General features: G+C 71.3%; 23 protein-coding genes. 11 read left to right on the top strand and 12 right to left on the bottom strand.

The genetic code is table 11. The annotated features are described in order from the left end of the window. Positions 1 to 13: 13 nt before the first annotated feature. Positions 14 to 1,807, bottom strand: a complete 1,794-nt coding sequence (locus tag AQJ27_RS35150) for an Hsp70 family protein (protein ID WP_067377647.1) — start codon at positions 1,805 to 1,807, stop codon at positions 14 to 16. A gap of 149 nt (positions 1,808 to 1,956) precedes the next feature. Between AQJ27_RS35150 and AQJ27_RS35145 the strand changes: the two genes are divergently transcribed. After that, on the top strand, positions 1,957 to 3,741 hold the full coding sequence (locus tag AQJ27_RS35145; RefSeq protein ID WP_067377645.1) for a helix-turn-helix domain-containing protein: 1,785 nt from the start codon (positions 1,957 to 1,959) through the stop codon (positions 3,739 to 3,741). 186 nt (positions 3,742 to 3,927) lie between these two features. On the opposite strand, the gene AQJ27_RS35140 is transcribed toward AQJ27_RS35145, so the two are convergent. The 3 genes from AQJ27_RS35140 to AQJ27_RS35130 all read right to left on the bottom strand — a co-directional run bounded on the left by AQJ27_RS35140 (position 3,928) and on the right by AQJ27_RS35130 (position 5,964). Beyond that, complete coding sequence (locus AQJ27_RS35140; protein WP_067377642.1) at positions 3,928 to 4,740, bottom strand: SAM-dependent methyltransferase; 813 nt, start codon at positions 4,738 to 4,740, stop codon at positions 3,928 to 3,930. Positions 4,741 to 4,851: 111 nt separating this feature from the next. Then, positions 4,852 to 5,064 (bottom strand): DUF397 domain-containing protein, encoded by a 213-nt coding sequence (locus AQJ27_RS35135; RefSeq protein ID WP_054233852.1) that lies wholly within the window; start codon positions 5,062 to 5,064, stop codon positions 4,852 to 4,854. A gap of 24 nt (positions 5,065 to 5,088) precedes the next feature. Then, positions 5,089 to 5,964 carry a helix-turn-helix domain-containing protein gene (locus tag AQJ27_RS35130; protein ID WP_067377638.1) on the bottom strand — a complete coding sequence of 292 codons (876 nt, stop codon included), beginning with the start codon at positions 5,962 to 5,964 and terminating at the stop codon, positions 5,089 to 5,091. Positions 5,965 to 6,339: 375 nt separating this feature from the next. On the opposite strand from AQJ27_RS35130, the gene AQJ27_RS35125 reads away from it, so the two are divergent. Both AQJ27_RS35125 and AQJ27_RS35120 read left to right on the top strand, forming a co-directional pair. After that, the gene (locus AQJ27_RS35125; protein ID WP_067377635.1) at positions 6,340 to 6,822 is read left to right on the top strand and encodes an ATP-binding protein; all 483 of its coding nucleotides are present in this window, start codon (positions 6,340 to 6,342) and stop codon (positions 6,820 to 6,822) included. After that, complete coding sequence (locus AQJ27_RS35120; RefSeq protein ID WP_341866115.1) at positions 6,800 to 7,381, top strand: hypothetical protein; 582 nt, start codon at positions 6,800 to 6,802, stop codon at positions 7,379 to 7,381. The genes AQJ27_RS35125 and AQJ27_RS35120 overlap by 23 nt, the downstream gene beginning before the upstream one ends. Positions 7,382 to 7,585: 204 nt before the next feature. Here the strand turns inward: AQJ27_RS35120 and AQJ27_RS35115 are convergent, their stop codons facing one another. Then, on the bottom strand, positions 7,586 to 8,026 hold the full coding sequence (locus AQJ27_RS35115; RefSeq protein WP_067377632.1) for an SPW repeat protein: 441 nt from the start codon (positions 8,024 to 8,026) through the stop codon (positions 7,586 to 7,588). Positions 8,027 to 8,163: 137 nt separating this feature from the next. Then, positions 8,164 to 8,766 (bottom strand): TetR/AcrR family transcriptional regulator, encoded by a 603-nt coding sequence (locus AQJ27_RS35110; protein ID WP_067377630.1) that lies wholly within the window; start codon positions 8,764 to 8,766, stop codon positions 8,164 to 8,166. Between the two features lie 78 nt (positions 8,767 to 8,844). Between AQJ27_RS35110 and AQJ27_RS35105 the strand changes: the two genes are divergently transcribed. Next, complete coding sequence (locus AQJ27_RS35105; protein WP_067377628.1) at positions 8,845 to 9,687, top strand: MBL fold metallo-hydrolase; 843 nt, start codon at positions 8,845 to 8,847, stop codon at positions 9,685 to 9,687. Between the two features lie 67 nt (positions 9,688 to 9,754). On the opposite strand, the gene AQJ27_RS35100 is transcribed toward AQJ27_RS35105, so the two are convergent. Further along, on the bottom strand, positions 9,755 to 10,351 hold the full coding sequence (locus AQJ27_RS35100) for a sigma-70 family RNA polymerase sigma factor (RefSeq protein ID WP_067377625.1): 597 nt from the start codon (positions 10,349 to 10,351) through the stop codon (positions 9,755 to 9,757). Between the two features lie 132 nt (positions 10,352 to 10,483). On the opposite strand from AQJ27_RS35100, the gene AQJ27_RS35095 reads away from it, so the two are divergent. Then, positions 10,484 to 11,512: a MerR family transcriptional regulator gene (locus AQJ27_RS35095; RefSeq protein WP_067377623.1), complete on the top strand. Its 1,029-nt coding sequence runs from the start codon at positions 10,484 to 10,486 to the stop codon at positions 11,510 to 11,512. A gap of 30 nt (positions 11,513 to 11,542) precedes the next feature. On the opposite strand, the gene AQJ27_RS35090 is transcribed toward AQJ27_RS35095, so the two are convergent. The 3 genes from AQJ27_RS35090 to AQJ27_RS35080 form a co-directional block, all read right to left on the bottom strand. Beyond that, on the bottom strand, positions 11,543 to 12,265 hold the full coding sequence (locus AQJ27_RS35090) for a DUF4142 domain-containing protein (RefSeq protein WP_201264387.1): 723 nt from the start codon (positions 12,263 to 12,265) through the stop codon (positions 11,543 to 11,545). A gap of 222 nt (positions 12,266 to 12,487) precedes the next feature. Continuing rightward, on the bottom strand, positions 12,488 to 13,861 hold the full coding sequence (locus tag AQJ27_RS35085; protein WP_067377616.1) for a cryptochrome/photolyase family protein: 1,374 nt from the start codon (positions 13,859 to 13,861) through the stop codon (positions 12,488 to 12,490). A 118-nt stretch (positions 13,862 to 13,979) separates the two neighbouring features. After that, the gene (locus tag AQJ27_RS35080; protein WP_067377614.1) at positions 13,980 to 15,515 is read right to left on the bottom strand and encodes an SDR family oxidoreductase; all 1,536 of its coding nucleotides are present in this window, start codon (positions 15,513 to 15,515) and stop codon (positions 13,980 to 13,982) included. 186 nt (positions 15,516 to 15,701) lie between these two features. Between AQJ27_RS35080 and AQJ27_RS57495 the strand changes: the two genes are divergently transcribed. Next, a complete protein-coding gene (locus AQJ27_RS57495) occupies positions 15,702 to 15,869 on the top strand; it encodes a hypothetical protein (RefSeq protein WP_165854173.1) in 168 nt (55 codons plus the stop codon). A 10-nt stretch (positions 15,870 to 15,879) separates the two neighbouring features. Here AQJ27_RS57495 and AQJ27_RS35075 read toward each other — a convergent pair whose 3' ends face one another. Further along, positions 15,880 to 16,806 (bottom strand): LysR family transcriptional regulator, encoded by a 927-nt coding sequence (locus tag AQJ27_RS35075; RefSeq protein WP_067377611.1) that lies wholly within the window; start codon positions 16,804 to 16,806, stop codon positions 15,880 to 15,882. A gap of 137 nt (positions 16,807 to 16,943) precedes the next feature. Between AQJ27_RS35075 and AQJ27_RS60885 the strand changes: the two genes are divergently transcribed. The 5 genes from AQJ27_RS60885 to AQJ27_RS35055 all read left to right on the top strand — a co-directional run bounded on the left by AQJ27_RS60885 (position 16,944) and on the right by AQJ27_RS35055 (position 21,337). Next, on the top strand, positions 16,944 to 17,027 hold the full coding sequence (locus AQJ27_RS60885) for a putative leader peptide (protein WP_351305882.1): 84 nt from the start codon (positions 16,944 to 16,946) through the stop codon (positions 17,025 to 17,027). 156 nt (positions 17,028 to 17,183) lie between these two features. Further along, positions 17,184 to 18,356 (top strand): dimethylsulfone monooxygenase SfnG, encoded by a 1,173-nt coding sequence (gene sfnG / locus AQJ27_RS35070; protein ID WP_067377608.1) that lies wholly within the window; start codon positions 17,184 to 17,186, stop codon positions 18,354 to 18,356. 53 nt (positions 18,357 to 18,409) lie between these two features. Next, positions 18,410 to 18,964 (top strand): NADPH-dependent FMN reductase, encoded by a 555-nt coding sequence (ssuE, locus tag AQJ27_RS35065; protein ID WP_067377605.1) that lies wholly within the window; start codon positions 18,410 to 18,412, stop codon positions 18,962 to 18,964. Between the two features lie 4 nt (positions 18,965 to 18,968). Beyond that, the gene (locus AQJ27_RS35060) at positions 18,969 to 20,153 is read left to right on the top strand and encodes an SfnB family sulfur acquisition oxidoreductase (protein ID WP_067377602.1); all 1,185 of its coding nucleotides are present in this window, start codon (positions 18,969 to 18,971) and stop codon (positions 20,151 to 20,153) included. Positions 20,154 to 20,194: 41 nt separating this feature from the next. Next, positions 20,195 to 21,337 carry an LLM class flavin-dependent oxidoreductase gene (locus tag AQJ27_RS35055; protein ID WP_067377599.1) on the top strand — a complete coding sequence of 381 codons (1,143 nt, stop codon included), beginning with the start codon at positions 20,195 to 20,197 and terminating at the stop codon, positions 21,335 to 21,337. On the opposite strand, the gene AQJ27_RS35050 is transcribed toward AQJ27_RS35055, so the two are convergent. Beyond that, a complete protein-coding gene (locus tag AQJ27_RS35050; RefSeq protein ID WP_067377596.1) occupies positions 21,327 to 22,409 on the bottom strand; it encodes an acyl-CoA dehydrogenase family protein in 1,083 nt (360 codons plus the stop codon). The genes AQJ27_RS35055 and AQJ27_RS35050 overlap by 11 nt on opposite strands. Positions 22,410 to 22,494 lie beyond the last annotated feature (85 nt).

Below are 22,494 nucleotides of genomic sequence, written 5' to 3'. Positions count from 1 at the left end.
CGGTAGGCCATGGCTATACGCGGTCGAAGTCGACGGAGACCTGGCTGGTCTCTCCGGTGGCGGGGTCGAACACCTCGACCCGAAGTTCGGTGGCGCCGAAGTAGAACAGCAGCATGATCGGACGCTCCCGGAGCGGTCTGCCGACGGTGCCGGACAGGTCGACGGTCAGTCGGCCGATCTCCTCGGACCCGTCCTCGTCGACGTACCGGGGATCGGCCTTCGCGGAGCGGTACAGGCGTACGTCGAGCTCGTCCTGGTCCTCGCGGACCGGCACGATCCGGAAGGGGTGGGCGTCGTTCACCCGCACGCTGTCCATGCGTTGGACCGCGACACCGAAGCGGCCGACGCACAGGAGGTCGCCCTCGTCGTCGCGGTACATGCGCATCGTGGAGTCGACCCCCTCCTCGAAGGGCTTGGCCGTCTCGAAGCCGTAGGTGTACTTGGCCTGCCGGGAGACGAACACGTCCGGCCGGTAGGCGAAGTGGACGGCGCCCTCCAGGACCGCGAGGGCCGGGTCCGGCGGGACGAGGATGCGGTGCCGCTCGCCGAACCGGGCCCGCATCCGCTCGCGCAGCCACGGGGAGCGGGCGAATCCGCCGACCAGGACCAGGGTCTCCGGCTCCGCGCTCGCGGCGCTGGTCCGGCCGATGGCCGCGAGCTGCTCCGCGACCTTGTCCAGGATGCCGTCCACCCTCTCGTCGAGCAGCCCCTCCACCTCCTCGGGAGGCAGGACGATCTGCCGCGGCAGGCCGGCCGCGTCGTGGGTCAGCCGTACCCGCACCTGCTCGTCCAGGAGGTCCCACACGGTGACCGGAACCTCGATCCGCACCGGGTCCAGCACAGCGGCGACCGCATCCGCCTCCCGGTCCAGTTCCACCGTCGCCTTGGCCCGCTCCCACTGCTCGGACAGCTCGAGCAGCTCGCCGGGGTGATCCCGTTCGATCCGCTTCAAGGCCGCCGGACCGAAGCGGTCGCCCAGCGTCTTGTCGAGGAAGGCCTGGTTGACGTGTTCCGAGCCCAGCCACCCACCGGTGGCGATGCCGATCTCGCGCAGCGCGATGGACGGACCGGCGTCGCCGTGCGACTCGTACGCCGTGATGTCGACCGTGCCGCCGCCGCAGTCGACGACCACGGACCGGAAGCCGTCGAGGTGCAGGGGCAGCCGGGCCCGCCGGTGCGGACCCGAGCCGGCGTCGGGCATCCGCAGATGGCAGTACAGGGCCGCCGCCTCCGGCTCGATGGCCAGCAGCAGCCGCTCCGGATCACCGGGGAACCCCGCGTCCACGGCCAGCCGCCGCAGCACCGCCTTGTCCTCGTCGTCCCAGATCGCGGGGACGGTGATGCACCAGCGGACCTCTCGTTCCGTGTACGTCATCCTCTTGATCTCCGCGGTCGCGAGTTCGCGGATCTCCTTGAGGTAGGCGGTGACCAGTTCCCGTATCAGACCGCGGTCGGCGCGGTCGACGAAGCCGCCCGTGATCGGCAGGTCCGCCATCGAACCGCCGCTCTTCAGCGCCGTCTTGAAGGCGTAGGCGTAGCCGAGCCCTTCGGCTTCGCCCTTCGCCAGGGCCTCGACCCACCGAGCGCGCGCCTCGTGGCCCCAGGCGACCGTGTCCCCGTCGTCCGTCACCAGGATCGCGGTCAGGTTCTTCGGGCTGTCCGGCTGCCGACCGGGGAACCGGGTGAAGAACTGGATCCGCCTGGTCAGCGGATCGTCGTTGAGCGGCGTGCGCACCGTCCAGGCGAAGCCGGTGCCGTGGGTGCCGAAGTCGACGGCCGCCACCACCTTGGCTTCGTCCGATCCCATGACCAGTGCTCCTGTCCGCCGGTGCTCGCACCCTTGCTCGCTGTAAGCTCGCTCACAGACAGAGTGGTGGGTTTCCGCGGCAACGTGGAGCGGTCGGCTGTTGCCAACGCTTTCTGGCAACACAGGGCGGGGAGCGGGCCGTTGGGAGGGTGGCGATCGAAGAGAACGCGTTCGGCGCAGAGTTGCGCCGACGTCGGACGACGGCCGGCAAGTCACTGAGCGAACTGGCCGAAGAGGTGCACTGCAGCCGCAGCTTTCTGAGCAGGATCGAGACGGGCCAGCGACGTGTCACGCATGAGCTCGCGCAGCTGTGCGACGAACGGCTGGAAGCGAAGGGCGCGCTGCTCGCCCTCGTTCCCGATCCGTCCACCGAGCGGATCTCGAAGACGATCGGCCCGGGCCCGGGAGAGCGGGCGGCCAAACTGGTCAAGTCCGGCGCGGGCAGGGGAGGTTCGGCCGCCGCCCGGCACCGGGACGAGTTCGACCGGTTGCTGCGGCGCGGCGACCTCAGCCACACCGCCGGGGACATGCGCGAGGCGGACCGGCTCTACCGGGCGGCGTACGCGAGCGCCGAGGGGGATCCCCCGGCCCGGGCGGAGGCCGTCATCAGGATGGCCCGCCGCTGGTCGGACCCCGGGCAGGTCGACCACGAACTGCTCCAGCTGATCAGGGAGAGCCTGGCCGCGCTGGGCGACGACGAGAGCGTCGAGGCCGCCGGACTGCGCCTCAGGCTCAACGCGCACCTGGCGAAGAAGCTGTCCATGGCGGTCAGCCAGGACACCGCCGCCGGCCAGGCGGGCCCCGAGCAGGGCGCACGGCTGGCGCGCAGTACGCTGCGCAGGCTGTCCGTGGACGGCAAGGACGACGAGGTGGCCTGCGAGGTGCTCACCGAATGCCGGTGGGGACTGTACGACTTCATGTCCACCGCCGAGTCCCTGACGCTCTCCGAACGCCTGCGGGACGCCGCGGCCCGGCACGGCTCGGCCTACTTCCGCGGCGAGGCGCTCATGGCCGTCGCCCTCGACCAGCTGCGGGCCGGCAAGGTGTACAGCGCGCTGGCCACGGCGAACCAGTACCGCAAACACGCCGCGGACACCCGCGGCGTGCTGACCACCTGGCAGCAGCACACCCTGGACGCCCTGCTCGACCTGTGGCACGGCCGGTTCGACAAGGCCGCGGGCTGGATCTTCGGCGACGCGCTGACGTTCGTCGAGCGATTACCCGCCGATCTGGCCGTCCCCGCCGACAACCTGCACCAGACCCGCCTCGGCCAGGCCTACTGGCTGCTGCGCGAACAGGGCCGGATGGCGGACCTGTTCGCCTCCGGTCTGGCCGACACCGTCGAACGGCACGGGTACTTCCCCGTCTGGCGGGCCGGGCTCGCGCTCGCGCTGTGCGAGACGGGTCAGTACGCCGAAGGGGCGGACCGGCTCGTCGGATTCGCCCACGACACCGCCGACTTCAGCCGGTTCCCGCCCTCCGGATGGGCGGTGCCCACGCTGGTGCTGCTCGCCGAGGTGAGCGCCGCGCTCGACGCCCGGGGCGGATTCGAGGCCGAGCTGCGCCAGGTCCTGCCGGTACTGCGGGAGCGGCTCGCCGCCCACGACGGCGAGCAGATCGCCCTCGCGGGCTGGCCCACCGTGCTGATCGGACCGACCGCTCGGGCCCGCGGACTGCTGGCCCTGGCCGCCGGAGAGCCGGACACCGCCCTCGCCCACTTCCGCACCGCGACCGAACCGGTCCGCTCCTCCCAGCCCCAGCTGGCCCGCCTCCGGCTGGCCCAGGCCCGCGCGCTGCGCAGGTCCGACCGCCCCGGCGCCGCCGCCCACGCCTCCGGACTGCTGCGGGAGGCGCTGCGCGTGGCCGGGACGTACGGCATGGCGGCCCTCGCGGCCGAGTGCGCGGCCCTGCTGGACTCCACGGCGGACGCCTAGAGCCTGTCCGGCGGGATCAGGCCGGAGGGAAGAGACGGTGCCTCATCGGCACAGGTGGCCGTGCCAACCCCCGCTTCTCCGCCGTGAACCGCCGGACAGGACCTGGCACTCGCCCGACGAGAACGCCCGTGCCGCCGGGCCCCTTTCGCGTGGGGCCGGCGGCACGGGTGGTGTGCAGCGGACGGGCTACGGCTTGCGGGCCACCACCCCGTACATCGCGATGTCCTCGTCGCGGATGTCCGGCTCCGTGCCGTCCGGGTGCCACTTGTGGACCTGGACGACGCCGGGCTCGACGAGTTCGAGGCCCTCGAAGAACTCCTCGGCCTCCGCGTGGGTGCGCAGCCGCATCGGCATGTTGCGGGCCGCGTACTCGCGGGCGACGCGGCCCACCTCATCGGGTGCGAACTCGGCGGTGCCGATGGACATCGCCAGGTAGCTGCCCGAGGGAAGGGGCTCCAGGAGGCGTCGGACGATGCCGACCGCGTCGTCCTCGTCCAGGACGAAGTGGACGATCGCGATCACCGTGAGGGCGACCGGCTCGGTGAGGTCGAGGGTGTCGCGCAGTTCCGCCGCGCCCAGGATCGTCGCCGGGTCGAGCATGTCCGCCTCGACGTACGCGGTCTTGCCCTCGGGGGTGCTCGACAGTAATCCCTGCGACAGGGTGAGGACGATGGGGTCGTTGTCCACGTAGACGACCCGGGAGTCGGGGGCCACCGACTGGGCGATCTCATGGAGGTTGGGGGAGGTGGGGATGCCGGTGCCGATGTCGAGGAACTGGCGTATCCCCGCCTCCTTGGCCAGATAGGCCACCGCGCGGTTCATCCAGTCGCGGTTGGCCTTCATGTGGATCGGCAGGGCGGGCCACTCCCGCGCCATCGCGTCGCCCGCCTCCTTGTCGGCGGGGTAGTAGTCCTTACCGCCCAGGATGTAGTCGTAGATGCGCGCGGAGTGTGCGCTCTCGGTGTCGATACGGTCGGCAGGCCATCCGTTGTCGGGCAACGCCGCCCCTCCCATCAAGTCGTCGGTGCACAGCTGCTGTTCGTGGGGGAAAGAGAACTTTGTCGAGGAAACAGTGGGGAAAGAACAGGGCATAGGAATCAGACAAGGTTGTCAGAGGAGGAAGTCGGCCTCCCCCGCCTTGACGCCCGCAAGAAAGCTCGTCATCTCACGGGGCGTGAAAACCAGGGCGGGCCCTTCGGGATCGGTGGACTGACGCAGCGCGATGCGCCCGTCGCCCAGTTTCTTCGCCTCGACGCAGGCGCCGCCCGCGTCGTCGCTCCACGGCTTGGACCAGCCCTGCGTGCCCAGTTCCCGGGACGGCATACCGTTGCGTATGTGGTGGTGCACTCATAGCTCCTTGCGAATCGCAGCGAGAAGTTCCTCGGTCTTCCTGGCGGGCGCCGACTGTGCGCCCAGCCGGTCCAGGGCCTCGCGGTACACCACGACGTCGTCGTCCTTGTCGAGGTAGACGGCGCCCACCAGACCGCTCAGATAGACGATGTCCGGCAACTCAGGTGCCCTGAACCGGAAGAGATGGAACGCGCCGGCCCGCATGGCCGGATGCGGGCCGTTTCTGAACGGCATGATCTGCAGGGTCACATGGGGGAGCGCGTTGACCGCGATCAGATGATCGATCTGCGCGCGCATCACCTCGGGTCCGCCGACCGGCCACCTCAGCACGGTCTCGTCCATCACCACCCAGACGCGCGGCGGAGCGGGCCGGGACAGCAGCTCCTGACGGCGCATGCGCAGCGCGACCCGGCGCTCGGTCGCCTCGGTCGAGGCGTGCGGATTGCCCGCGCCGAGCAGGGCCCGGGCGTACGCCTCCGTCTGCAGCAGTCCGTGCACGAACTCCGCCTCGTACGCGCGGATCTGGAGGGCCGCCTGCTCCAGGCTCAGATACGCCGCGAACCAGTCCGGCAGGACATCACGGTACGTGTGCCACCAGCCGCGCTTGTTGGCCTCGCGGACCGACTTCAGGAAGGTGTCGATCTCCTGCTGGTCCGTCACGCCGTACGTCTGGAGGAGCTTCTCGGCGTCGGTGAGCCGGAGCCGGGCCACCTTTGCGGCTTCCATCCGGCGGATGGTGGAGTGGCTGACGCCGATCGCCTCGCCCGCCTGCTCGTATGTCAGCCCGGCCTGGGTGCGCAGCTCCTCCAGCTGCTTGCCGAGAATCATGCGCAGGACGGAGGGGGCGCCGCCCCAGTCGGTCTCCGTGGACACGCCTTACCCCCTTACAGCGGGCTTCGAGGTCGCAGTCTGTCACGATCATCCGTCGACGGGGGAAGCATGCACCTGGCACATTGCAATTTTCAACTTGTCGGTTGCGAGGTGTTGTTGGCAGCTGCCACAGTGGTCCTATCGTCCCTGACCCGGTGAAGGGAGTGGTTGTGCGGCCCAGTTGGGGGAGACGGGGCCGCAACATGGAGCCTTGCGCGGCGAGTTGTGTGCGTCTCGCGGCAGTGCGAGGCCATGGGGGACGGCATTGGCACCGCTTGTGGTGCGAAGGCAGACGAAAGGCGAACGGCGATGACCCCGCCCTCCCTCCCCCAGCCTTTGGGCTTACTACCAGGGGACGAGTATCCCCATCGGGCAGGTGTGTTCGCCCTGCCCGCGGCCCCCGCCTCGGTGGGTGTGGCCCGAAGAGACGTCCGTGAGTGGCTCATCGACCGGGGCGTCGACCCCGAGACCCGCGACAACGCGATCCTGGTGACGTCCGAGCTCGTCACCAACGCGCTGACGCACACGGCGAGCGAGTGGATCGGGTGCAGAATCCACATCGCCGAGGAGCGGCTCCACATCGAGGTCGAGGACCAGCACCGCGGCTGGAGCCTTCCGGCCCAGCGCCGGCCGGGGCCCGACGACCAGGGTGGACGTGGGCTCCTGCTGGTCGGCGCCCTGAGCAGCGCCTGGGGCGTCACAGACACCGCCGACGGCTCCGGACGCATCGTCTGGGCCGTACTGCCGTCGAAGGGAGGAGACACCGTGTCGACCGGCTCGCCGGCGACCGTGACCATGGCCCGGCCCATCCCCCACTCGGCCGAAGGATCTTTATCTGATGGAACGACAGCACATTCCTGACCTGCGCGATCACCAGCCCGCCGGACACCCGGGCGACCACCTTTCCGCCCTCGACGGCCGAGACCGCCTCCCGGCCCCCGACGGCCGCGATCGCACCGCCACCGTCGAACCGCGCCCGTATCCCGCCGTCCTCGGCCTGCGCATGTACCTCCCCACCGCGCCGCCGCACGAGTCCCCGGCACGACTGGCGATACCCGCCGAGTTGTCCGCCGGTCTGGGATACGACGCCGTGGGCACCTCCCCGGAACACGGGGAGCGGATCATGGACTGTCTGCCCCGTGTCGGTTGTGTCTTCGCCGACGACGAGCGGTGGTGGTGGATCGTCCCCTCCGGCTCCCACATAGGCGTCACCTGGCCGTCCTCCATCAGCTACGCGGTGGGCGCCCGGCTGGCCGACCCGTCCTGGACACGGGCCCTGCTGCGCTCACGGTCCGCGCGCCCCCGTCTGATCCACCGACCCGAGGGTGACTCTCCGTACACGCCGCCGATACCGCTGTACTTCCTCACCTGCCGCCTCGCGGGCAGCACCCCGAGCTGGTCGCTCGGCGCGGGTATCTAGAGACGGGCGGCTCTTCGGGATGTACGGCCGGGCGTGAGGGAGGCCGGTCCGCGTGGGCGGGCCGGCCTGTGGGGTTGTTCGTTTCCTTTCGTGGTGCCTGGGCTCAGCTCGGGCATCGACTCGCTGGGCTGAGCCCAGGTATGCGGCTCCGGCGCTGTTCCCGGGAGTGTCCGTCGGGAGCGCTCCGGAGGGTGTCCGTCGGGCCTACGCCCGAGGAGTGTTCCTCGTCGTCGAGACCGCGCACAGCGCCCCGAGCACCACGGCCAACGCGCCGATGATGATGCTGTTGAGCACGACGCCGGTGTCCGGGCTGGTTCCGACCACCCACGGTGAGATGATCAACCACGCGCCCATCGCACAGATGGCCCAGCTCAGGCCGTACATCCGTTCGGGGGCCCTGGTGAATCCGAGGGCCAGCAGGCCTATGGCGATGCCCATGATGAGGTTGTGCGTCGCCAGGGCAGGCTGGCTCGTCGTGTAGTGGAGTATCCAGGGGGACACGGCGCAGTACAGACCGAGCAGGAACACCGGTCCGTCGACGAGCGCCACATCGCGGCCACCGAGCACGCGGTCATACCGCTCCCGCATTTCGGATGCATCGGGGTGGGTCGTGATGTCACTTCTGGGGTGCGAGACGTTGGCCATGAGTCGTCTCCTTCGTTCTCTGCAGGCCTGACCGCTTCTGGCGCGGTATGCGGTTGGCGCCGCTTGTTTTCATTGTGCTCTTATTTCTTCTTTATGTGTAGAGGTGGCTTTTGGCTCCGCCGGGGCGGGATCCATCCTCAGGGGGCGATGAGGAGGCGGGCGACGGCGCGGCGGGCCCGCGTGGGTGCCTGTGGGTCGCGATGGAGCTGGATGGACTGATTGGCCGCCAGGGCCACGCCGTTGAGCTCGAAGGCGAGCTGTTCCACATCGGTGCGCGGGGGCAGTTCACGGGCCTCGATGGCTGTGCTCAACTCCGCGGTGACATACGCCGACCAGGAGGCGAGCGCGTCGAGCACCGCGTCGCGGACCGGGCCGGGCCGGCCGTCGAACTCGCTCGCCACCGAGGTGAGGAAGCAGCCGCCGTGCCCCTCGACCTCCGTCATGTAGTCGATCCACTCGTCGAAGGCGCGCGTCAGCCGCTCGGTGCCGGGTCTGGCGCCGACGGCCCGGGCCGGTACGCGTAGCCGGAACCTCTCGACGGCCGCGGCCAGAACGGCGAGTTGGAGCGCTTCCTTGCTGCCGAAGTGGCCGATCACACCGGCCTTGCTCATCTCCAGATCGGTTGCCAGACGGCCGATGGTGAGGCCTTCGAGGCCGTCCGTGGAGGCCAGCGTCAGGGCGCTGTCGATGATCCGGCTCCGCGTGGCGGCGGTTTCGGCAACGGACTTGCGGGGGCTCATACGGTCACTTTAACCTAACGACCGTTCGCAATTAGCTGACGATCGTTCGTTAGGTATGACCCATCGAAGGGACTCACGGTGAAGATCCATCACCTGAACTGCGGCTCCATGCGGACCATCGACACCGAGGAGGGGAGCCTTCCCGCGGTCTGCCACTGTCTTCTCGTGGAGACCGACCGGGACGGGCTCGTCCTCGTCGAGAGCGGCATCGGTACGCAGGACGTGGCGCGGCCCGAGGAGAGCCTCGGCCCGGACTTCCTCGGCCGGGCCCAGCCCGTCCTCGACCTCGCGGAGACCGCGCTGCACCAGGTCACCGCGCTCGGCTTCCGCCCTGGGGACGTCCGGCACATCGTCCTCAGCCACCTCGACCTCGACCATGCCGGGGGACTGCCCGACTTCCCCTGGGCCAAGGTCCATCTGAGCGAGGCCGAACACCGCGCGGCGATGGCTGCCCCCGGGGCTCACCCCGAGGACCGCGTCCGCTACCGCCCCGCCCAGTGGGCGCACCGGCCGCGCTGGGTGACGTACGCGCAGCCGCACGGCGAGGCGTGGTTCGGATTCGACGCCGTGCGCCCGCTGGAGGGCCTGGACGCCGAGATCGCACTGGTCCCGCTCGGCGGCCACACCCGCGGCCACAGTGCGATCGCCGTCGCCGACGGCGGTCGCCGGCTGCTGCACTGCGGGGACGCGTACTACTTCCACCACGAGATCGACCCCGACCATCCTCGGGGACACCCCGGCCTGGACCTCCTCCAGCAGATCGCCGAGGTGGACCGGCCGCTGCGCCTCGGCAACCATGCCCGTCTGCGGGAACTGGTGCGGCTGCACGGCGACGAGGTGGAGGTCTTCAGCGCGCACGACCCGTGGGAACTGGCGCGCTACGCGGGCGGGACCGAAGGTCCGGGAACGAATCCGTCGTGATCGCGGTCCGCCCCGACCAGGCCCTGCGGCTGCCGGCGGATCGGCTCGCGGTGGCGGAATCAGGTGTTCAGCCGACGGCCTGCGCGCGCAGGCAGTGGCGCAGCTGGCGCAGTCCGCGCCGGGAGTGGCTCTTGACGGTGCCCAGGGGCCAGCCGGTGCGCTGGGCGATCTGGGGCTGGGTCAGGTCCTCGTAGAACGCGAGGTGCAGCACCCTGCGCTGGGGCGCGGGAAGTCTGGCGAGCTCGCCGCGCAGGAGGACGCGGTCGAGCACGGTCTCCGGACGAGCCCGGGTGTCGTCGACCGGGCCGAGGAGGGCTCCGGCGGCGGCGACCAGATCGGTACGGCGGGTCCGCGCGGAGAGCGCGTCGGCGATCTTGCGGCGGGTGATGCCGACGAGCCAGCCCACGAAGGCGCCGCGCTCGGGGCGGTAACCCTGCCGGCCCTGCCAGACGGCCAGGAACACCTGCTGGGTGACGTCCTCGGCCTCCCGGGTGTCGCCGCCCAGCGAACGTCCGGCCAGTGTGTGCACCAGCGTTCCCCAGCGGTGGTAGGCGGCGGTCAGGCACTCCTCGTCGCCAGCCACGAGGCCCTGGACCAGGTCCGTGTCGGAGAGCGCCTCCCGCCGCCCGTCGACGCACTGCTCGGTGATGGAATCCACGGTCATGGCCACGGCTCCTCGGTTCGGGCGGGCTCCCGGTCACCGTGCGCTTCCCGCGACGCGCCCGGTGATCCCCATCGTGTGAACCGAGGCACATGACGGACAACTCGCATCGTTTGTGCGTCGTATAGTCGCCGCATGGGCGAGATCCAACCGGCACAGCGGCGGGAGGCGGCCGCGCGGCCCGTCGAAGCGGGCGTCACGACGGGGTCCCTGGCCCGCCGCCTCGGGGTGTCGCCCACGACCCTGCGTTCCTGGGACCGGAGGTACGGAGTGGGGCCCGCGGCGCGTTCGGACGGGCGGCACCGCCGCTGGACGCCGCAGGACGTGGCGATGCTCGAGGAGATGTGCCGGCTGACGTCGGCCGGGGTACCGCCCGCCGAGGCGGCCAGGACCGCCCAGGAGGGCGTCGGGCGCAATCAGCCCGGCCCGGAGCTGCCCGGGGGAGACGACCGGCCCGGCGGGCACCGTTCACAGGCGGCCGGCGCGCTGCCGCTCGGTGACGTCCGCCAGGAGTGCAGGGGTCTCGCGCGCGCCGCGGTCCGCCTCGACGCACCGACCGTCGGCGACCAGCTGGCCTCGCTCGTGGCGCGCTACGGCGTGGTCCTCGCCTGGGACGAGGTGATGGTGCCGACCCTGCACGCGGTCGGACGCAAGTGGGAGTCCTCCGGCGACCGTTATGTGGAGGTGGAACACCTGCTGTCCTGGCACATCTCACGTGCCCTGCACCGCGCCACCGAGCCGGTCGCGCCCGTGGGAACCCCGGCCGCCGCCGGGCCGGTGGTGCTGGCGTGCGTCCCGGGCGAACAGCACAGCCTGGCGCTGGAGGCGTTGCACGCGGGGCTCGTCGAACTCGGCCTGCCGACCCGGATGTTCGGCGCGGCGGTTCCGACGGAGGCGCTGACCGCCGCGGTACGACGGCTGGGCCCGAAGGCCGTACTGCTGTGGGCCCAGACGCGTTCGACGGCCGACCTGCCGTTGGCCCGGCATGTCGCGGAGACCCGGTGGGGAGTCAAGGGGGCCCGCAGTCACCCGGCCGTGCTGCTCGGCGGGCCGGGCTGGGCGGGCCGCCCGGTGCGGGGGATGCTCCGCCCGCCCGGGCTTCGGGACGCCCTCGAGACCCTCTCGGCCCTGTACGACCCGCTCGTCCCGGTCACCCGGAGCTGATCGCCCGCGCGCCGTCGGGTCGGATACGGCTCAGCCGACCGTCCCGGTGGGCGAGGGGGAGGCGCCGGCGGGCGGAGTGAGCACGACGGTGGGCTCACCCGGCGCGGGCGCGGGCGGCGTGAGATCGGAGGCGGGCAGCTTCGGCGGGGTGGTCTGCTGGAACAGCGCCTGATCGAAGTTGACCAGTCCGGTCTTCTCCATCACCGTGATGTGGTCCAGCACGGTGGTGTTGGCCTGGTCGGCCAGCTGGCGGACCAGCGAGTTCTTGGTGGTGGACCGGATCTTGGCGACGGTGTTGAAGATCGAACCGTGGGTCACCCGCAGGATGTTGGCGAAGTCGACGTCGAACTGCTTGCCGGTGTCGCCGCTCAGGGTCGACACGAAGCCCTGCTGCTGAGGAGACGGCTTGTTGGGGATGGTGATGCCGAGTGCGGCGGCGACCTTGCGGTCGGTTTCGTCCAGCGCGGCATGACCCTTGACCAGGTGGTCACCGGCGGTCCTGACCGCCGGGGTGGTGCCCTTCTGCAGACCCAGCATCCCCACGGGGTACTCCCACAGCCCGGCCGCCCGCACCTTGACGACGAAGTCGCGGTCGGCCTCGGTCACCGGGCCCGTCGAGGTGTTGGCGATGACGCGGCTCTGATCAGCGGCCGTGGTCTGCAGTCCGAGCATGCTGGGGTACACGAGCGCGGCGAGAGTCATGACCAACGCACCTGCCACGAAGACGGTTCCTGCGGTTCGTGCAATGCGCATTGAGCCTCCTGGCGGGGCGGCGGCCCGGAGAGTGACGCTCCGGTGGGCCGCTCGGTGGATCCGGTGCGTGGATCCGGTACGGGTGTGTCTGACGTTCACCAGTACGGCCGCGCGGGCCGGAGGAATCTCTAGGGAAAGTAAAATCCGTGCCGCCACCCGCGCAGTCGTGAACTGCTGAGCCACTGTCTCATCCGTCGCGATGCCGCTCAGCCGCGATGCCGCTCAGCCACGATCCCGAGCGGCCCTGAACCGGGCCAGCCCCTCGGAGAGTTCGACGACGGGGTCCGGGTAGTCGTACGCGGCGCGCTCCAGGCCCTGGAGTTTCCAGGGTTCGTGCACGGCGCCGCCCGCGAGTTCCGCCAGCTCCGGCACCCAGCGCCGGACGTACTCCCCGTCCGGGTCGTACCGCTTGGCCTGCGTCACCGGATTGAGGACGCGGCCCGGCCGCGAGTCCGTGCCCGTTCCGGCCATCCACTGCCAGTTGAGCTGGTTGTTCGCGACATCGCCGTCCACCAGCAGGTCCAGGAAGTGCCGGGCCCCGATCCGCCAGTCCACGTACAGCGTCTTGGTGAGGAAGCTGGCGGCCAGCAGCCGTGCCCGGTTGTGCATCCAGCCCTCGTGGCGCAGTTGGCGCATCGCCGCGTCGACGACCGGATAGCCGGTGCGTCCCTTCTTCCACGCCTTGATGTCCTCGTGCGCCGCTCTTTCCGAGCGCCAACGGTCGCGTTTGGTGCGGTAGTCGGCGACGGCCGCGTCCGGCCGCGCGGCGAGCACCTGGTGATGGAAGTCACGCCAGGCCAGTTGCCGTACGAACGCCTCGGCGCCCGGGCCGCCCGCCGCGCGCGCCCGGTGGACGAGTTCGACCGGGGAGAGGGTGCCGAAGTGCAGATGGGGGGAGAGCCGGGAGGTGGCGTCGCCCGACAGGTCGTCGTGGCCGTCCTCGTACGAGGCGATGTCCGCGCGCAGCCAGGCCGTGAGCCGCTTCCTGCCCTCCGACTCGCCGCCGCGCGCCAGCCCTTCCGACAGCCCGGACAGGCCCGTGCGGGAGGGGATTGCCTCCGAGCCGACGCCGTCCGGCACCCGGATCGCCCGGGGCGCGGCGACCGGGTCCCGCAGAGGCTCCTGCGACCAGTGCCGGAAGTACGGTGTGAACACGGCGAAGTGGTCCGAGGTGGACGGAGTGACGGCGCCGGGCGCGAGCGCGGTGATCACGGTGTCGTGAACGTGCAGCCGGCACCCCTCGCCCTCCAGAGCCGCGCGCAGCCGCTCCTCGCGGCGGCGGGCGTAGCCGCTGACCCCCGCCGCCATGTGCACCTCGTCGGCGTCCGCCTCGGCGACCACCTGGCACACCTGTGCGACGACGTCGCCGGAGCGCACCACGAGGCGGCCGCCGCGCGCCCGCAGTCCGCCGTCCAGGTCCGCCAGACAGTCGGCGAGGAACGCCATCCGGTTGGGTGCCGTGAAGCCCGCTTCGGCGACGGCGTCGTCGCGTACGAACAGGGGCACGAGCGCGGCCGAGCCGTCCTGCGCCGCCCGCAACGCCGGATGGTCGTGCAGGCGCAGATCCGAGGTGAACAGGACGACCGAGACGTTCATGGTGTGACTCCGAGACTGGGGAACGCGGTGCTGTGACAGGGCGGCGACGGGTGCGGTCATGATTGCTTCGGGCCCGCGGTCCCCGGTGGATGCGGGAATCGGAGAGGGGCCGCGGGACTCAGTGGGACGGCACGGCGGGCTGCCGCGCCCCGGACGGTAGGTCGGCCTTGGCCGCCGCCTTGGCGATGTTGCGGGCCATGCCGCCGAACACGACGGCGTGGAAGGGCGAGATGCTCCACCAGTAGGCGTGTCCCAGCAGGCCGTGCGGATGGAACAGGGCCCGTTGCCGGTAGCGGGACCGGCCCCCGGCGCCGGCCTCGGCGTACATCTCCAGCCAGGCGAGGCCCGGCAGTCGCATTTCCGCGCGCAGCCGCAGCAGACGGCCCGGCTCGATCTCCTCGACGCGCCAGAAGTCGAGCGAGTCGCCCACGCGCAGCCGGGCGGCGTCGCGCCGTCCGCGCCGCAGTCCGACACCGCCCACCAGTCGGTCCAGCCGGCCGCGGAGTGCCCAGGCGGGCGGGAAGGAGTACCAGCCGTTCTCACCGCCGATGCCCTCGATCACCCGCCACAGTGCCCCGGGCGGCGCGTCCACGACCCGTTCGCGTTGATCGGTGTACAGGCTGCCGCCCGCCCAGTCGGGGTCGGTAGGGAGGGGATCACTGGGCGCGCCGGGCACGGAGGCCGACGACCACCGGGTGGTGACCTGGGCGTCCCGCACCCGTTGCAGGGCCAGCGACACCGCCTCGTCGAAGCCGATCGGACGCCCCGGGGGATCGGGGACGTACCGGGCGATGTCGTGTTCGCGGCAGACGACCTCGTGGCGCAGCGATTCGGTGAGCGGGCGGGCGATGGACGCGGGCACCGGGGTGACCAGGCCGACCCAGTGGCTGGAGAGTCCGGGGGTGAGCACCGGCACGGGCAGGATCAGCCTGCGCGGCAGCCCGGCTACGTCGGCGTACCGCTGCATCATCTCCAGATAGGTCAGGACCTCGGGACCGCCGATGTCGAAGGCGCGGTTGACCTCGGCGGGCATCCGCGCGCTGCCGACCAGGGTGCGCAGCACGTCCCGTACGCCGATCGGCTGGATCCGGGTGCGTACCCAGCGGGGCGTGACCATGACGGGGAGGCGTTCGGTGAGGTAGCGGAGCATCTCGAAGGAGGCCGAGCCGGAGCCGATGATCACGGCCGCGCGCAGGACCGTGGTCGGCACGCCCGACTCCAGCAGGATGCGGCCGACCTCGGCGCGCGACCTGAGGTGGGGCGAGAGGCGTTCCTCGGGGACACCCGCCGGGGTCAGACCGCCCAGGTAGACGATCCTGCTCACCCCGGCGGCGCGGGCCTGCTCGCCGAAGATCCGGGCCGCCTTCCGGTCGGTCTCCTCGAAGTCGTGGCCCGTGCCCAGGGCGTGCACCAGGTAGTACGCGACGTCGACGCCGCGCAGCGCCTCGGCGACCGAGCCGGCGTCCGTGACGTCGCCGCGCACCACCTCCGCGTCGCCGGTCCACGGGTAGTCGCGCAGCTTGGCGGGGGAGCGGGCGAGACACCGCACGCGGTGCCCCGCCTCCAGCAGCTCGGGGACCAGCCGGCCGCCGATGTAGCCGGTGGCACCGGTCACCAGACACCGCGCGCCGGGGCGGGGATCGTCGTCGCTCATGGGTCCCTCCGTCGTTCACCGGGCCACCCGCTTTCCGTGTTCCCTCTCTCATCTCTTCCACGCGAGCACGGTGGTCGGATGCGCCCAGGACCGGTCCGGCGGAGTCCTTACGGACATGTCCGGCGCAATCGCGGGCAAGCGAGAGAACACGAGAGTCCGAGGTCACAGCTGGAGGTGTCTGCCGTGATGGGCACGAAGGTGTTGGAGCGGTTCCCCGCAGGAGGCCCGCGCGGATCCTGGACGGCGGAGGAGTACGCGGCCCGGCGCCGCACCGAGGGGCAGCCCGCGACGGTGGTGATGGACCTGAAGTCGGACGCCTTCCTCGTGGTGGTGCCGGTCGGCGACGAGGACTGAACGACCCTGCTCAGGGCCGATCCGACAGATGGCCGCCGAGCTCCGCCGCCCTGTGCACGAACGCCTCGTGCAGGTCGTGGGCGGCACGCGGCACCGACTCCGCCCGGCGGCGCCGCAGCATCAGCAGGACCCGTGTCGTGTCGTCCGTGAGCGGCCGGTGGGTGATCGCGCCGCACCGCTCGAGGGGATCCCCGATCACACTGAAATCGGGCAGGACCGTCGCGCCCAGCCCCTCGGCGACCATGAGCTTGCCCATCTCCGCGCCGTCGGTCGTGTACGAGAGGGCCGGGCCGCGGCCCTCCAGGAGCCGGTGGAGATAGCGGTGCATGACGTACCCGGACCGCATGGCGATCAGTGCCTCGCGTCCGTCCAGCAGGTCCGTCGCCGACACCGCGTCGAGTGCGGCGAGCGGACTGTCCGGGCGCAGGCACACCACCGGTCGGCCGCGCAGCAGTTCGGTGGTCTCGAAGTCGGCGGGCAGGTCGTCGCCGTCGAGATGGTTCACCAGGCCCAGGTCGAGGCCGCCCTCCGACAGGGCCCGGTGGATCTCCGTCTGCTGGGCGCCGACCACCTCGACCTGCGTCAGCGGATGCGCCGCGCGGAATTCCCGGACCGTCGGGATGAGCAGGGGAACCGTCGCCGCGTTCACCGTGCCGACGCGGACCATCCGGCTGATGCGGTGCTGCTCGCCGGCCGCGCCGCGCAGCCGGTCCACCGCGTCCAGCACGTTGATGATGTGGGGCAGCAGCTCCCGCCCCTCGGCGCTCATCCGCGCGCCGGACCGCTTGCGCTCCAGCAGATCGACGCCGAGTTCGCGCTCCAGGTTCCGCACGGTCTCGCTCAACGCCGGCTGGGAGAGGTGGAGTTCCTCGGCGGCCCGGCGCAGTGAGCCGAGCCGGGTGACCGCCGCGATGTATTCCAGTTGCTCTGTCCGCACGCCAGCAGAATGCGGCCCATTTCACGGCCCGTTCAAGGGTTTCCCTGTCACACGTTCGTGAAATTCGGTGGTCCGCGATACGAGACCGGTCGGGTTTTCCTTGACTGCCCTCGCGCCCGGCTGCCACGATCGACGGCATGATGATGCGACTGGACCTCACGCGGCGACGCCACGTCGACCTCGCGCGCGTCTCCAGCGCCTCCTGTTGCACCGCGGCCTGAGTCCCCGGATCCGCCGCACCCCATCGGCCCCACCGCTGTCGTCGGACAGCCGTGTGCGGCGTTCTCACAGCACCGCCTGAATTCCGCGGTCCCGCGCGCCGTCCTGAACGCGCCCCCTGAATTCGGCGTACCCGAAATCCGCAACAGGAGTTCCGCATGTCCGCAGCGCCCGTGAATCCCCTGGACCCCGTGAATCCCGTGAAATTCGCGTACTGGGTTCCCAACGTCAGCGGCGGCCTGGTCACCAGCAGGATCGAGCAGCGCACCGACTGGGGTTACGACTACAACCGCGAACTGGCCGTGCTCGCCGAGAACAACGGCTTCGACTACGCGCTCAGCCAGGTCCGTTACATGGCTAGCTACGGCGCCGAGTTCCAGCACGAGTCGACCAGCTTCAGCCTCGCCCTGCTGCTCGCCACCCAGCGCCTGAAGGTCATAGCCGCCGTCCACCCGGGCCTGTGGCACCCGGGCGTCCTCGCCAAACTCGGCGCCACCGCCGACCACCTGTCTGACGGACGCTTCGCGGTGAACGTCGTCAGCGGCTGGTTCAAGGGCGAGTTCACCGCCCTCGGCGAGCCCTGGCTCGAACACGACGAGCGCTACCGCCGCTCCGAGGAGTTCATCCGCGCCCTGCGCCAGATCTGGACCGAGGACCACACCGAACTCGCCGGGGACTTCTACCGGTTGCGTGACTTCTCGCTCAAGCCCAAGCCCCTCAACACCCCCGAACGCCCGCACCCGGAGATCTTCCAGGGCGGCAACTCCACCGCGGCCCGCGCCATGGCGGGCCGGGTCTCCGACTGGTACTTCTCCAACGGCAAGGACTTCGACGGGGTGGTCGAGCAGATCGCGGACGTCCGGAAATCCGCGGCCGAAGTGGGGCGCACGGCCCCGAAGTTCGGCCTCAACGGCTTCCTCATCGCCCGTGACACCGAGGCCGAGGCCCGCGAGACCCTGCGCGAGATCGTCGCCCAGGCCGACCACGAGGCCGTCGAGGGCTTCGGCGCCGCCGTGAAGCAGGCCGGACAGTCCACCGCCGACGGCAAGGGCATGTGGCAGGACTCCAGTTTCGAGGACCTCGTCCAGTACAACGACGGCTTCCGTACGGGCCTGATCGGCACCCCCGAGCAGATCGCCGAACGGATCGTCGCCTACAAGCGGCTCGGCGTCGACCTCTTCCTCCTCGGCTTCCTCCACTACCACGAGGAGGTGGAGTACTTCGGCCGCCGGGTGCTGCCCCTGGTGCGCGAACTGGAAGCGCGACTGCCGGACACCGGGACCGGAACCGAGACCGCGACCGAACCCGAGTCCGTCTCCGCGCCCGTCTGATTCCGTTCCCCACTCCGCTCCCGCTCCTGCCTTTGCTCCCGAAAGAGGACCCCATGGCCACCGTCCTGTCCGTCTCCGGCAGTCCCTCCGTCTCCTCCCGCACCGCGAAGCTCCTGCGCCATCTGGACACCCGGCTGGCCGCGCAGGGGCACGAGGTGATCCCGCTCGACGTCCGCACGATCCCCGCAGAGGCCCTGCTCGGAGCCGACTTCAAGCATCCCGCCATCGTCGAGGCGACCGAACTCTTCGCCCGCGCCGACGGCGTGGTCATCGGCACCCCCGTCTACAAGGCCGCCTACTCCGGCGTCCTCAAGGCGCTGCTCGACCTGCTCCCGCAGTACGCCCTCACCGGCAAGACCGTGCTGCCGCTCGTCACCGGCGGCAGCACCGCGCATGTCCTCGCCCTCGACTACGCCCTGCGCCCGGTCCTCAACTCCATGGGCGCCGCGCACATCGTCCAGGGCTGGTTCACCCTCGACAAGGACATCACCACGGGCGAGGACGGCGGCATCACCGTCGCCCCGGCCACGGCCGAGGCCCTCGCACAGGTGGTCGACCAGTTCTCGGCGGCCCTCGGCAGCGCGCCCCTGCTGGCCGCGGCGGGCTGAGGCGATGTCCGCCAAAGTGATCGCCGACGACGTCGAAGCCCTGGCCGTCGCCGCCGCGCTCGCCGAGGAGTTCCGCGCCGGTGCCTCGGCGCGGGACTCCGAACGGCGGCTCCCGCGCGAGGAGTTGGACCGCCTCTCCGCCTCCGGACTGCTCGCCGTCACCGTGCCCGCCGAGCACGGCGGGGCGGACGTACGGCAGGAAACCCTCGCGGAGGTCTTCCGGCTGCTGGCCTCGGCCGACGCCAGCCTCGCCCAGATCCCGCAGAACCACTTCGTGTACGTGAACGTGCTGCGCCGCCAGGGCACCCCGGAGCAGCAGACGTTCTTCTTCGACGAGGTCCTGGCAGGGCGCCGCTTCGGCAACGCCCAGTCGGAGGCGGGCACCCGGCACGTCCAGGACATCCGCACCCGACTCGACCCCGGGCCCGACGGCTCGTACGTGCTCACCGGCGTCAAGCACTACTCCACCGGTGCGCTCTTCGCCGACTGGATCCCCGTCCTCGCCCGCACCACCGACGACAACCTGCACGTCGCCTACGTCCCGCGCGGCGCCGACGGGGTCACGGTCGTCGACGACTGGGACGGCATGGGCCAGCGTACGACGGCCAGCGGCACCGTCCGCCTCGACGCCGTCCACGTGCCCGCCGACCGTGTCGTCCCCCACCACCTCACCTTCCGGGGACCCCAACTCCACGGCGCGGTCGCCCAGTTGCTGCATGCCGCCATCGACGCCGGGATCGCCGCGGGCGCACTGGCCGAGGCCGCCGAGTTCGTCCGCACCAAGAGCCGGCCCTGGTTCGAGAGCGGCTTCGACACGGCGGCCGAGGACCCGCTCCTCATCCAGCGGTTCGGTGAACTCGCCGTCCAGGTACGGGCGTCCGAGGCGCTGCTCGGTGCCGCGGCCCGCACGGTGGACGCGGCCCGCGACGAGCTGACCGAGGACTCGGCGGCCGAGGCGTCCATCGCGGTGGCCGCCGCGAAGGTGCACACCTCCGCCACCGCCGTGGAGGTGGCGGGCGCCCTCTTCGAGCTGTCCGGCACCCGTTCCGCCCTCAACTCGCTCAACCTGCACCGGCATTGGCGCGACGCCCGCACCCACACCCTGCATGACCCGGCCCGCTGGAAGATCCAGCACATCGGCCGATACGTGCTGGGGGGCACCAAGCCACCCCGCCACGGCCTGCTGTGACCCCACTCGCTCATCGGCCCCCACGATCGGAGAACGCCGCCGTGTCCCTCACCTTCCACTGGTTCCTGCCCACCAACGGCGACAGCCGCCATGTCGTCGGCGGCGGTCACGGCACCCCCGCCACGGCCTTCGGCCGGAACCGGCCGCCGACGGTCGCCTATCTGAGCCAGATCGCCCGCGCCGCCGAGGACCTGGGCTTCGTCGGCGCGCTCACCCCCACCGGGGCCTGGTGCGAGGACGCCTGGCTGACCACCGCGATGGTCAGCCAGCACACCGAACGTCTGAAGTTCCTGGTCGCCTTCCGGCCCGGCTTCGTCTCACCCACGCTCGCCGCGCAGATGGCGTCCACCTTCCAGCGGCAGACCGGCGGGCGGCTGCTCCTCAACGTGGTCACAGGCGGCGAGAGCCACGAACAGCGTGCCTACGGCGACTTCCTCGACAAGGACGCCCGCTACCGCCGTACCGGCGAATTCCTGCAGATCGTGCGGGACCTGTGGGAGGGCAAGACCGTCGACCTGGCGGGCGAACACCTCCAGGTCGAGGACGCCAGGCTGGCCCGGGTCCCCGACCCGGTCCCCGAGGTCTACTTCGGCGGCTCCTCACCCATCGCCGGCGAGATCGCCGCCCGCCACGTCGACGTCTACCTCACCTGGGGCGAACCGCCCGCCCAGGTCGCTGAGAAGATCGCCTGGGTACGGGGGCTGGCGGCGAAGGAAGGGCGCACCGTCCGCTTCGGCATCCGGCTGCACGTCATCACGCGCGACACCGCCGAACAGGCCTGGGCCGAGGCCCACAATCTCCTGGACGGCTTCGACCCGGACACCGTGAAGTCCGTCCAGGCGGGCCTGGCCCGCAGCGAGTCGGAGGGGCAGCGGCGCATGCTCGCCCTCCATGGCGGCAGCCGGGAGGACCTGGAGATCCACCCCAACCTGTGGGCCGGCATCGGCCTCGTCCGCGGCGGCGCGGGCACCGCCCTGGTCGGCAGCCACGACGAGGTCGCCGAGCGGATCAAGGAGTACCACGCCCTCGGCATCGACGAGTTCGTCCTCTCCGGCTATCCGCATCTGGAGGAGGCGTACTGGTTCGGCGAGGGCGTCCTGCCGCGTCTGGCCGCACAGGGCCTGTGGCAGCACCCGTTCGCACCCACGTCCGCCCCCGCCGCACAGGTGCCCTTCACGAGCTGAGCGAACCGGGCGAACCGAACGAGCCGAACGAACCGAGCGCACCGAGGTGGGCGGCGCGCACCTGGGCGGTCTGCCCCTGCACCAGCAGGAACATCCCCTCGCGTGCCAGCCGTTGCGCCGGGCTGCCCAGGTCCATCGCGCGCCCGCCACCGGCCACGACCGCCGCGGTCGTGGCCGCGCGCATGACGTCGTACGCCCGCGTCTTGACCGCCAGCCGCTCCGCGATCCGCTCGGTGGGCACCGGGTGGTCGGCGAGTTCGTACGCCCGCCGTCTGACCTCGTCGAGGCGGGCGCGCAGCACCTGCCCGGTCTCCTCCGCCGCGGGATCGCCGTCCAGCAGGTCGAGCGCCGACGCGGTGATCCCGAACACGGCCGGTGAGGCGTTGGTGTTCTTGGGGCGATCGGTGACCGCCCAGGTCTCGTACGGGGTGCGCAGGGCGACGGCGTCGTCCGGGAGCCACAGCCCGTCCAGCTCCAGGGACACCGTGCGCGAGGCGGTGAGCGCCGCCAGCCGCATCGGCGGCGAGGGCCGCAGCCCGGGCTGCTCGCGCGCCTCGGTGAACGCGAACAGCGCCTCGTCCGCGTCCGTCACCCCGGCGAGCAGCATCACGTCGTTCAGTCCCCAGCCCGTGTACCAGGGGACCGTCCCGTCGAAGCGCCAGCCGCCACGCTCACGGGTGACCCGAACGGGGACCCGCGGGTAGGCCCGCAGTTGTGCGTACGCGACCCCGGACAGCAGCTCCCCGCTCGCCAGCGGGCCCAACAGCCGCTCCCGCGCCGCGGGTTCACCCTTCGCCAGGGTCAGCACCGGCGTGTGGTGCTGGGTCTGCACGAACCAGGTCGAGCAGCACGCCCCGGCCAGGATCTCGGCGGTCTCCCGGACCACCGCGGCGGGCGCGGCCGACCCGCCGTAGGCCACCGGCGCGCTCACCCCGAGCAGCCCCGACCGCTTGACCGCCTCGATGCTGCTCGCCGGCACGCCCTCCTGGTCCACGCGTTCCGCCCGTGGGGCCAGCACCTCGGCCGCCAGCCGTCCGGCCGCCGCGACGAGCGGATGCGGTGGGGTGGTCATCGAAAGAATCTCCCGCTGTCGTCGTGTCGTGTGTCGATCCGGCCGCCTCCCGTTCGTGTAGTCAGTGAAAGACCACCCGAGAACG

Origin of the sequence: Streptomyces olivochromogenes (assembly GCF_001514115.1) — a bacterium.
Lineage (GTDB): Bacteria > Actinomycetota > Actinomycetes > Streptomycetales > Streptomycetaceae > Streptomyces > Streptomyces olivochromogenes.
Note: the sequence above shows the minus strand (reverse complement) of the source record. Positions and strands in the feature narration are given on the sequence as shown.